Below are 10,256 nucleotides of genomic sequence, written 5' to 3'. Positions count from 1 at the left end.
TGGTCGCGGGGATAGCCTGTCTCCGCCACCAGCGCGGTGTCGAGCAGGATGGTCCGCTCGTAGCCGTCGTCATAGAGGAAGCGGCCAGGGTACCTCACGCCCCTTACGGCCAGGTCGCCGCGGATACAAAAAAGGTCGTGGGTATACTCGATCGGGAGCGCCGTATAACCGTGGGTATCCGGGAGACGGGTATGGACGATAAAGAGGCTTCTGTCGTAGTCGATCTCGACGATCTTACCGTCAAAGAGGTCCCACCCGAAACGGCCGTCGCTGCCGTGCCCGGAGAGCGATACGGGATAGACGTCCAGGCTGTCCCAATGGAAGCGGCCGATGGTCAGGCTGTTGTATTCTTTCTTATAGACGTTGTCGTCGAGCAACAGACCGCTGGTACCCGAATCGAAGATGACGGGCAAGCTGTCCTTGTCGTTGATGACGACGTGGAAGAGGAGGTTGTTGTGGTCGGTGAGGGTGAAGGGGATGGTGTCGTTCTCGTTTTTGGCTGAGTAGTCTTTTAGCGCGGGGCTCTCGATCCGGGTGTGACAGGGCACGCCCTTGAGCGCGACGTCGAAGTCGATCTTGTCACCGGGCTTCAACATTATCGCGAGGGTATCTTTGTCGGTGCAAAAACGGACGCTTTTGGGCTCCCGGCTCTTGGTTATGGTCAGGATGTCGAGGGGTACCCCGGGGTTGATGCGCCAGTGGTGGATGTAATCGTCGCCTTCGTAGACAAGCGCGGCCGAGGTGTCGGCGCGGAGGCGCGTTTGGGCGTGAACAGTAAAGGTAATGAGCAAGAGGGCGATGAGGGGCTTCATGGGATCAAATTAGCGTATTTTTGGGTATGACCGCGACTAAACAACGACTGAAGGCGTGGGCCGAGGCCTTCATCCAGGAGCGCGTGGCGGCCGCGCGCGCGGCCATGGACGAGGCGCAGGCGGCGGCCAACAGCGAGGAGAAGAGTTCCGCCGGCGACAAATACGAAACCGGGCGCGCGATGGGGCACCTGCAAAAGGAGCTGCACGCGCGTCAGCTGACGGAAGCGCTGGGGGACCTGGCGACGCTGCACGCGGTGCCCACGCAGGCGATGACCGCGTGCACCCTGGGCGCCCTGGTCGAGACGGCGCAGGCTCGCCTTTTTATCAGCATCGGTCTGGGGAAACAGGTGGTCGACGGCGAACCGGTGATATTCCTGTCGCCGATGGCGCCGCTGGCGAAACAATTGATGGGCAAGCGTCCCGGAGAAGGGCCGGTCGTCGGCGTCTCCTGACTCCGTTTTTCGACAAATAATACTCCCGAATCAGTAACCCGGCAGGGGGCGTGCGTAGTACCTTTTCACCGCGCCCGCCTAATCCTCGTTACTATGTCTTTTGTCACCATTGTCGTACCGTGCTACAATGAAGCGGGGCGTCTGCGTTCGTCGGAATACCGGCGCTTTTTGGAGGCCAACCCGGCCCGGTTGCTGTTCGTCAACGACGGGAGCACCGACCGCACGCTGGCGGTCCTCGAAGAGCTGCGTTTGCAATTTCCGGACAAGGTGGCGATCCTGGACCTTCCGCGGAACCAGGGGAAGGCCGGCGCCGTACGGCAGGGGATACTCAGGGCCGCGTCCGAAGAGGGCGTCGGCTTTGTCGGCTTCATGGACGCGGACCTGTCCACGCCGCTCGAAGAGACGCGCTATTTCCTGCGCGTCTTCCGCCAGCCCGAGATCGAATTCGTCTTTGGCTCGCGCATCGCCCGGATCGGCGCGCGTATACAGCGCTTCCACTACCGTCACTATTTTGGCCGCGTCGTGGCCAGCGCCATCAGTATGTATCTTCGGTTACCCGTCTACGATAGCCAGTGCGGCGCCAAGTTCTTCCGGCCCGGCCTGGCGATGGTCGTTTTCAAGGACCCCTTCGTCTCGAAGTGGCTCTTCGACGTGGAAATCTTCAAACGCATCGCCTATACCGGCCGCATGGTCGAGGCCTGCAGCCTGGAGCTGCCGCTCCACACCTGGATCGAAAAGGGCCAGTCCAAGCTGGGCTGGCGCGACCTCATGAAGATTCCGCTGGAGTTCTGGAAGATTATGCGTGGGTACCGGCATCACCGCGTGCCGGCCCCTGCCGGGGTAGCGGTTGCAGCGGCGCCGGAGGTCACGCCCGGGGCGAACGATAATTCAACCCCACCGTTGTCCCACAACTAACGTCGACGGTCACGCCCGTGATGCTCCGGGCGAGGTCCGACGCCAGGAAGACCGCCGTGTTGGCGATGTCCTCCATCGGCGGGAGCCGCTTTAGCATCGTATCATCCTCCATCTGACGCAACCCGCCCTCCATGATGGCCGGCTCGGCGCGCAGGGCGTCCGCGAAGACGCGTGAATCGGGCGACCCGCCCGACCGTATATTGACCACGCGTATGCCATACGGTCCCAGCTCGGCGGCCAGGTTCGCGGAGAGACGCTCGACGGCCGAGCAGCCCAGCGCAAAACCTGCCGTGTGCGGATAGCCGATGCCGCCGGGTGTGGCGGTGAGGCTGAGGATGACGCCTCCGCGTCGGAGCATCATGATCCTGGCCGCGGCCTTTGCGGTGATAAAGCGTGTCTGGAGCATGCGTGTCATCGGCTCGACGACCTCCGCCGTCGTAAGGTCCACGAGGGGGACGTTTTGCTTCAGGGGCGTATTGGTGGCGTTGAAAGAAACATCGACGCGGCCGATGCTTTGCAGGTGGGCTTCGACCTGCGCCTCGTCGAAGGGGTCGACGACGGCGGCTTCGCCACCGGTGGCTTCCACGATGTCTTTCAACCTTTCTTCGTATTGACCGGTCAGGAACAACCGCGCGCCGGCGCTGGCCATGGCGCGGGCTACGGCACCGCCGAGCGAGCCGCTGGCGTTGTAAATGACGACATTCTTGCCTTCGAGCATCGCGGAATATACAGTTATTCCGGTTAATTAAATACCGTTCCCCTACTCTTTTTTCAACCGGGGAATGTCTCTAGGTTACACATACCATTCGTTAACCTAAAAAAATAGCTATGGCACAGAAAATCAAGGGAGAGCTGCGGGTCTCCAAGGACAAGCACAGCGTTGAGCTGCTCGTTCCGCACGGCACGCCGCACGCGGAACTGGCTAAGTTGACGCTCGGCGAGCTCCTGAAAGGATTCCGGCCGTCGGGTTGCCAAACCTGTCTTTCGGGCCAGGACTTCAACATCCGTGAAAAATTTGAAGAAGTGATGGCGGTGAACATCGCGGAAGGCGCTGTCGCCGTCGAAAGGGTCTAATTACGGGCACGGCCCGTACCGGGCGGCCGGGCGGGCCTTATTTACCTTTTGACATGAACGATAACGCGCTGGGCGTGGGCATGCTGTATAACGCGGCCCTGCCCGAATACCTTGAACGACACATCGACAACGTCGACTATATCGAGATCATCCCCGACATGTTCTGGTCGGACGAAGGACGCGGCGCCAGCCCGCGTTTTGTCGAGCTGCCTCAGTGGAAACGCCAGCTGGACTGGATCGCGGCGCGGACGCCGCTGACCGCGCACAACATCGGGATGTCGCTGGGTACGGTCGACTACCTCGACAGGGAGTATGTCGAATTTATGCGGGGGATGAACGAGGCCTACCGTTTTCGCTGGCACAGCGACCACCTTTCTTTCCTGAAGCTGCCGACAAAAGGGCCTCACGACCACAACGCGGGGATCGCGGTGCCGGTTCCTTACGATGACGAGTATCTCGAGATGATCGGGGCGAAGGTTGACTTTATCACCGGGGAAATCGCGCTGCCCTTCCTGCTCGAGAACAACGTCTATTTTGTCGAATACCCGGACCAGGATTATACCGAGACCGCGTTTGTCAATAAGATGACGGGGGCGCATGACTGTCATATCCTGCTGGACATCCACAACCTCTACGCCAACTCTATTAATTGCGGCGTGAAGACGCGGGCCTATATCGACGAGCTGGACATGACAAAGGTCCTCGAAATGCACATCGCCGGCGGGAACGAGATGAACGGGATGTACTACGACTCACACTCGGGACCCTGTCCGGACGCCGTTTGGGAGCTCCTGGACTATGCGGTGGCGCGGGCGCCGAACCTGCGCGGTATCACGTTCGAGTTCCACGAATCCTATTTTCCGTTGCTGCGCTTTGACGGGTTGAACCGGCAGATGGAGCTGGCGCGGGGTATCTGGAATAAATACCGGTATGAGCGCGCATGATTTTCAACTGGCGATGGGGAATTTGATCGCATCGCCCGCCCTTTGCCGGTCGTTACTGTCTGACGGGGCCCCGGTTCTGTCGGCGTTTGACCTGTCGCCGCGGGAGCTGTCGCGGTTACTCGCGGTGGTGCACCAGCAAAAGGGCATGTCCGCATGTTGTACGCTCTACAGGATGAACCGGATCACGCCCCTGTACGGGCAGCTCTCCAACAGCTGCATGCTGCTCGGCGACCGGCTGGCGCCGCTCGTGGAGGCGTTCTGGAGCGAGATGCGGGATACGACGATGCAGTTCAAGCACGAGGTGCTGGCATTCGGGCAGTTCCTGCTGCGCCAGCCGCCCGACATCCCTTATTTACGCGACGTGCTGACGCTCGAGCTGGCGATGAACGAGCTGAGCTACGCGGCTGGAGAGCGATACCTGCGATTCGACCATGATATATTTTCCTTGCTGGCCGCCCTGCGCTCGGGGACGCTCGAATCCGCCGACATCGCGCCGTCGTCCACGCGCTACCGGTTATACATACGCGAGCACGAAATAACCATGGAGGAGGCGTATATTTAGCCCCTTATGACGATCGCGGTTACCGGCGCCACCGGTTTTATCGGGAGGGTTTTGATGCCGATGCTGGCGGGGCACGAGGTGCGGGCGCTGGTGCGCGCCGAGGGCGGCGACCTGCTCGATCCCGTCTCGCTCGACCGGCTGGTCGCGGGCGCGGATGTCGTCATCCATCTTGCCGCGTCCGTAGATATCGGCGATGTCGCGGATCCTTTGACTTTTGCGATAAACGTGGACGGCACCCGGCATCTGCTGGAAGCGGCCCGCCGTGCCGGCGCGCGGCGTTTTATCTATATCAGCTCGGTGGCGGCGTTCGAACAGGCGCCGTACGACAAGCCGCTCGATGCGGGCCGGCCATTGTGCACCGACCGGCGGCGGCCATATGATTTTACCAAGGCATCCGCCCAGGCGCTGGTCATGGGCTGCACCGATATGGAGGTCATTACGCTGGCCCCCACGGCGGTGCTGGGGCCATTCGATTACCGCCCTTCCCTGCTGGGCAAGGCCCTCATCGGCCTGCGGCGCGGCCGCGTGCCCGCGCTTTTTCCCGGCGGAGTAGACTTCGTGGACGTTCGGGACGTGGCGGCGGCGATAGCGGCAGCGGTGACGCGCGGCGTCCCGGGCCAGGTATACCTGCTGGCGGGCGCCTGGGCGCCGTTATCCGCCTTGAACACGGGGCGCCCGATACCGGTGGTCCCCCTTTGGCTCGTCTGGCTCGGCCTGCCCTTTGTAAAACTTTGGGCCCGGTTGACCGGAGACGCCCCGTACTACACCCGGCAGGCCGTGTACAACGTTATCTACAGCAACCGTTGCGTCGACTATTCCGCCGCCGCGCGCGACCTCGGTTTTCAACCGCGGCCTTTGACTGAAACCTTAAACGACACGATAGCATGGTTCCAACAACAGGGTATGTTGTCTTTATCGCCTGCTGGGTAGCTGTGGGCGTCGGAGCGGGCCTGTATTTACTGCGCCGCGAGGCGCCGTACGGGCGTTTTACCAGCAAAAACTGGGGTCCGACCGTTTCTAATAAGTGGGGATGGTTTTTTATGGAGGCGACGGTGCTTGTCGCGTTCGCGGCGCAACTGTTGCAAGCGCGGCCTTGGCAGCCCGGCGGTTACGCGCTGGGCGGCCCCGCGCGGTTCATGGTGGCGTTGTTTTTCCTGCACTATATCCACCGCGCCTTCGTTTATCCCTTTGTGATCCGTACGTCCGGGAAGCGCATGCCACTCGTTATCATGCTATCGGCAATGGTGTTCAATACCGTGAACGGCTCGCTGCTGGGGATGTGGTTCGGGCGGTGGGCGCACTACCCGGCGTCGTGGTTTTACTCGGTACCGTTTGTCGTTGGATTGGCGATGTTTGCGTGCGGGCTCTTTTTGAACTGGTGGTCGGATTATACGCTGATCGGCTTGCGCAAACGGGGCGAGACAGGATATGTAGTGCCCTCGGTGGGATTGTTCAGGCTCGTGGCCTCCCCCAACCTCTCCGGCGAAATCCTCGAATGGGCGGGCTACGCTCTCCTCACGTGGAGCCTCCCGGCGCTCGCGTTCCTGATCTGGACGTGCGCGAACCTGGTGCCGAGGGCGGCGTCGAATTGGCGGTGGTACAAGAAGGAATTCCCGGAATACCCGATCTCCAGAAAAAGATTAATCCCGTTTGTATGGTGACCCTCTATCTTATGCTGGCCCTGTGCCTCCAGACGACGCCCGGCGACAGCATCCTCCACGTATGGCAAACCCGCGAAAAAGACGGCCGCATCCAAATGTACCGCGATGGCGACACCTATGCCGCGCGGATGCTCTATGGCGTGCAGCTCTTCGAGGCTGACGGCAAAACGTATAAGAAGGATATCCACAACCCCGACCCGGCGCTGCGGTCCCGCGATCTAAAAGACTATGTGCTGATCACCGGCCTCGTCTACCAGGACGGCAAATGGACCAAGGGCAAGATATACAACTTCAACGACGGCAACAGCTACGACGTGACCATCGAGCTCGATGGGAAGGTCATGAGCATGCGGGTCTACAAGGGGGTTTGGATGTTTGGCAAGACGCTCAAGTGGGACTTATTCGTTCCGTAGGCTGTCGACCGGGTTGGCGCGGGCGGCCCGGACGGTTTGAAGGCTCAGGGTCGCCAGCGCGATCAGGATCATGCCGGCGCCGCTGATGGCAAAGACCCACCAGCTGAGCTCCGTCCGCACGGCATAGTTCTGGAGCCAGCGGTGCAGGGCCCACCAGGACAGGGGGGCGGCCACGGCAAAGGCGATGGCGACCAGCCTGACGAACTCGGTCGACAGGAGCCTGACGATGCTCGTGACCGAAGCGCCGAGGACCTTCCGGACGCCGATCTCTTTTACGCGCTGACGCGTGGTGTACATCACCAGGCCGAGCAGGCCGATACAGCTGATGAATATGGTTACGCCCATCGTCCAACCCAACAGCTTTTCGGTCTTTTGCTCCTTGATGTAAAAGTTGTTGATGACGTCGTCGAGGAAGACGGGCTCGAAATCTTCGTTGGGATAGGCCGTTTTGAAAAGCGTTTCTATCCGCGCGATGGTGGGCGTCCAGCTGTCCATGGCGGCGGTTCCGGGGAGCTTGACGAAAAACTGGTGGGCCCTCTCGTCGCCTTCCGTGAAAATGAGCGGCTTTACCAAAGACCCGGCATGATTCATCGGATGCACATATATGTCCTTCATGACGCCCACGATAGGGCGGCGCTCGTCCCCAAAGGACAGCAGCTGCCCTATGGCCTCCTGGGGCCGTTTGAAGCCCAGGACGTGCAGATAGGTCTCGTTGATCACCACCTCTTTGGACGCGTCGGCGTCCACCGGCGCACGGCCCGCCAGCAGGGCGATGTGGAAGCCCCCCAGGTAAGACGTATCCCCGCTTTTTATTTCGACGTCCGTTTCCACGCCATTGAAGGTAACGCTCGTGAGCATGGCCCTGCTCGACAGGGGCATATCGCTCGCCAGACCGGCCTTCGACACGCCGGGGAGCTGTTGTATTTGTTGCAAGAGGATTTTGCGGCGGCCGTACGCGGTATCGGTGTAGAATGACGTCCGGAAACCGAATACCGCCTCTTTTTGAAAACCGACATCCTGGTTCAGGAGGAAGTTGATTTGCTTGGAAACCGCAAAGGTCGCGATGACAAAAGCCTGCGCGATGACGAATTGGAAAACGGTGAGGCTCTGCCGGATTCGCGCTTTGCCCCGGTCGCCCGGGATCACCTGCCCCTTCAACACCTGGACCGGTTTCCAGGACGAGAGCACCATGGCGGGGTAAAAACCGGCCAGTAAGCTGACGGCGCAGACCAGGATCGCGCCGAAGGCCAGCACGTAGGGTTGGGCCGGTGAAAACCGCACCCCTTGCGGGATGAAGCCCGAGAATGTCCTCAGCAGGAAGGGCGTAACGGCCAGGGATAGCGCCGTCGCCAGCGTCGTCAGGACGAACGTTTCGCAAAGGAATTGCCGCACCAGGTCGCCCCGCGAGCTGCCCATGGTTTTCCGGACGCCGATCTCCCTGGCCCGTCGCGTGGCCTGCGCGGTCGTCAGGTTGATAAAATTGATGCACCCCAGGAGCAGCAGGAAAACGGCGATGAGCACCAGGTTGAAGAGCGCGGACTTGTCGGCGGAGGGGTTCTCGATGGTGCCGAGCTGACTGTTGAAGTGTATATCGCTTAGCGGCTGTAATTCCAATTCATGGCCTTTGTGGACCTGGTATTTGGCATTGAGCCTGGCCAGCCCGGCCTCGAACACCGATGGCCGGACGCCCTTGCCCAGGCGGACGAAAAGCTGCTGGTCGCTCATGAGGTTACCCCATTCGTCCCAGCTGTTTTGCTCCCGGAGGTATTTATTGTCCAGCATGGTTGCCAGGGACACGAATTCCCTGAAGCTGAAATCGGTATTCCCCCGCTCGTCGAGGTCGGCGACGACACCGGATACCGTGGCCACGACGCTGTCGTTGTAGGTGATCCTTTGTCCGATGATGTCGTGATAGCTTTCGCGCGGGAAATACAGGCGTGCCCGGGAGGCGTCCAATACCACCCTACCCGGCTCCGTGAGGTCCGCCGAACCCGCCAGCGTCTTATAAGACAGCAGGTTCAGGTAGTGGTTGTCCGCAAAGATGACGTTGGGTTGCGATTTGAAAGTGACATTGCCCGCCGCGGTCCTTGGCTCCCTGTAATAGCGGAAGGAAGACACGTCTTCCGCGCCACTGAGGTTGGCGCGTATCGCGTCGCCTAACGGCGCCGGCGTGGCCCGGTAATGAATGACCCTGTTATCGAAAGTTCCCTTGCCGACCACCCGGTAGATACGGTCGCCACCCTGCTCGAAGCGGTCGAAGCTGTTGTCGTAGTGGGCGACAAAGTAGATCACGAGGGCTGAGCTGATGCCGATGGAAAGGCCCAGGATATTGATGATCGAGAAGGCCTTGTTGCGCAGGAGGTTCCTCCAGGCGATGGTCAGGTAGTTTTTGAACATGTCTCTTTCAGTTGTACGAAGGATGCCGTAAATAGTGTGCCAAAGCCTAAGATACTGGCTTTCATTGGTTTAAAATACGAGACTGTTCGTTTTTGATACGCCCGGCTGTCCGGTTCCATATCCCCGTCCGGTTTTACAGCGCCGCCCCGGCGCTGCACTCCCGCGGGGTCAAGACCATCAAACCCGAAGGGAAATGTGATGTGTACTGAGTTAGTGGTCAAGTAATTTTTGAATACGCTCCAACTCAATCACATCGATTTGGTCTTTGGGTCGGTTAACCGCCTTCTTATTTGCTATCAGCTGATTGATATGAAGGAATGGGACCTGAACGCCATCAATGTCGGCAATGGACGCCATTGCAAGACATTCCTCGAAGCTATATCCTTCAAGCCCCTTCATATGTACAAGTATGTCCAGGCGAAGGCCGTTCATGAGATGGAAGTCTGTCCAGCCCGGGACAAACTGCATTGTCTCCAGCATATAATAATCTCCCATACCGCATTCGCCAAATGCCTCTCTAAGCCGATGTCTGTTTTCGGGGGTGTCATCGATCCAAATATCCAAATCACCCGTATATCGTGAAAAGCCGTGGAGGTTCGTCGCATAGCCTCCGACCATAATATAGCTGACTTGGGCGTTTTGTAAGGCGGCCCAGAACTTCAATATCTCCTCATCGAAAATATCCATCAGGACTACTTGATGACGAAGGTTTTATGTGTTATGACAGCCTTCTTCATGGTTTGTTGAATCTTGTAAAGTCTCGTCGCCATAAGAAATCTCTCTTTATAAGAGCGGTTAAGGCCTTCCTTCAACAAATCCAGTTCCGCCTTTTCGAAGTCGGGGAGTTGCCCGGAAGCGGATGGGCAATTTTCGGTATTTGCCGGCCTGAACATGGTACACAAATTAATGAATTTCCCCCAGTTAGCCTAATCCACGGGTTATCTCGTCCTTGGGTTCGCAGGCGTAGCCGAAGAGGCACCGCTCCTTTATGCTCGCCGCGACCTCCGCGGGGACGTATTCTTCCCA

12 protein-coding genes are annotated in these 10,256 nt (G+C 59.4%); 8 read left to right on the top strand and 4 right to left on the bottom strand.

From position 1 onward, the window contains the following. Positions 1–812: hypothetical protein (locus VL547_RS09230; protein WP_325577371.1), on the bottom strand; the 812-nt coding region annotated here is incomplete at its 3' end. Between the two features lie 26 nt (positions 813–838). On the opposite strand from VL547_RS09230, the gene VL547_RS09225 reads away from it, so the two are divergent. Then, positions 839–1,264: a hypothetical protein gene (locus VL547_RS09225; RefSeq protein ID WP_325577370.1), complete on the top strand. Its 426-nt coding sequence runs from the start codon at positions 839–841 to the stop codon at positions 1,262–1,264. A 93-nt stretch (positions 1,265–1,357) separates the two neighbouring features. Continuing rightward, a complete protein-coding gene (locus VL547_RS09220) occupies positions 1,358–2,179 on the top strand; it encodes a glycosyltransferase (protein ID WP_325577369.1) in 822 nt (273 codons plus the stop codon). Here VL547_RS09220 and VL547_RS09215 read toward each other — a convergent pair. Beyond that, positions 2,130–2,897 (bottom strand): SDR family oxidoreductase, encoded by a 768-nt coding sequence (locus VL547_RS09215; protein WP_325577368.1) that lies wholly within the window; start codon positions 2,895–2,897, stop codon positions 2,130–2,132. The genes VL547_RS09220 and VL547_RS09215 overlap by 50 nt on opposite strands. A gap of 110 nt (positions 2,898–3,007) precedes the next feature. On the opposite strand from VL547_RS09215, the gene VL547_RS09210 reads away from it, so the two are divergent. Genes VL547_RS09210 through VL547_RS09185 form a run of 6 tightly spaced genes read left to right on the top strand, consistent with a single transcriptional unit; the run spans position 3,008 to position 6,833 of the window. Then, positions 3,008–3,253, top strand: coding sequence for a hypothetical protein (locus VL547_RS09210; RefSeq protein ID WP_325577367.1), 246 nt, complete (start codon positions 3,008–3,010; stop codon positions 3,251–3,253). A 53-nt stretch (positions 3,254–3,306) separates the two neighbouring features. Next, positions 3,307–4,197, top strand: coding sequence for a DUF692 domain-containing protein (locus VL547_RS09205; protein ID WP_325577366.1), 891 nt, complete (start codon positions 3,307–3,309; stop codon positions 4,195–4,197). Further along, on the top strand, positions 4,184–4,759 hold the full coding sequence (locus tag VL547_RS09200) for a hypothetical protein (RefSeq protein WP_325577365.1): 576 nt from the start codon (positions 4,184–4,186) through the stop codon (positions 4,757–4,759). Before VL547_RS09205 ends, VL547_RS09200 begins: the two co-directional genes overlap by 14 nt. Before the next feature lie 6 nt (positions 4,760–4,765). Beyond that, positions 4,766–5,689: an NAD-dependent epimerase/dehydratase family protein gene (locus VL547_RS09195; protein ID WP_325577364.1), complete on the top strand. Its 924-nt coding sequence runs from the start codon at positions 4,766–4,768 to the stop codon at positions 5,687–5,689. After that, entirely contained in the window at positions 5,644–6,420 is a 777-nt protein-coding gene (locus VL547_RS09190; RefSeq protein WP_325577363.1) for a hypothetical protein, read from the top strand. The genes VL547_RS09195 and VL547_RS09190 overlap by 46 nt, the downstream gene beginning before the upstream one ends. Next, positions 6,414–6,833 carry a DUF2147 domain-containing protein gene (locus tag VL547_RS09185; protein WP_325577362.1) on the top strand — a complete coding sequence of 140 codons (420 nt, stop codon included), beginning with the start codon at positions 6,414–6,416 and terminating at the stop codon, positions 6,831–6,833. Before VL547_RS09190 ends, VL547_RS09185 begins: the two co-directional genes overlap by 7 nt. Here VL547_RS09185 and VL547_RS09180 read toward each other — a convergent pair. After that, positions 6,819–9,230: an FtsX-like permease family protein gene (locus tag VL547_RS09180; RefSeq protein WP_325577361.1), complete on the bottom strand. Its 2,412-nt coding sequence runs from the start codon at positions 9,228–9,230 to the stop codon at positions 6,819–6,821. The genes VL547_RS09185 and VL547_RS09180 overlap by 15 nt on opposite strands. A 210-nt stretch (positions 9,231–9,440) precedes the next feature. Continuing rightward, positions 9,441–9,917 (bottom strand): hypothetical protein, encoded by a 477-nt coding sequence (locus VL547_RS09175; protein ID WP_325577360.1) that lies wholly within the window; start codon positions 9,915–9,917, stop codon positions 9,441–9,443. Positions 9,918–10,256: the final 339 nt, after the last annotated feature.

The organism is Dinghuibacter sp., assembly GCF_035492835.1.
Classification (GTDB): Bacteria; Bacteroidota; Bacteroidia; order Chitinophagales; family Chitinophagaceae; genus Dinghuibacter.
The sequence above is the reverse complement of the archived record's forward strand: the minus strand, read 5'-3'. Positions and strand labels throughout refer to the sequence as shown.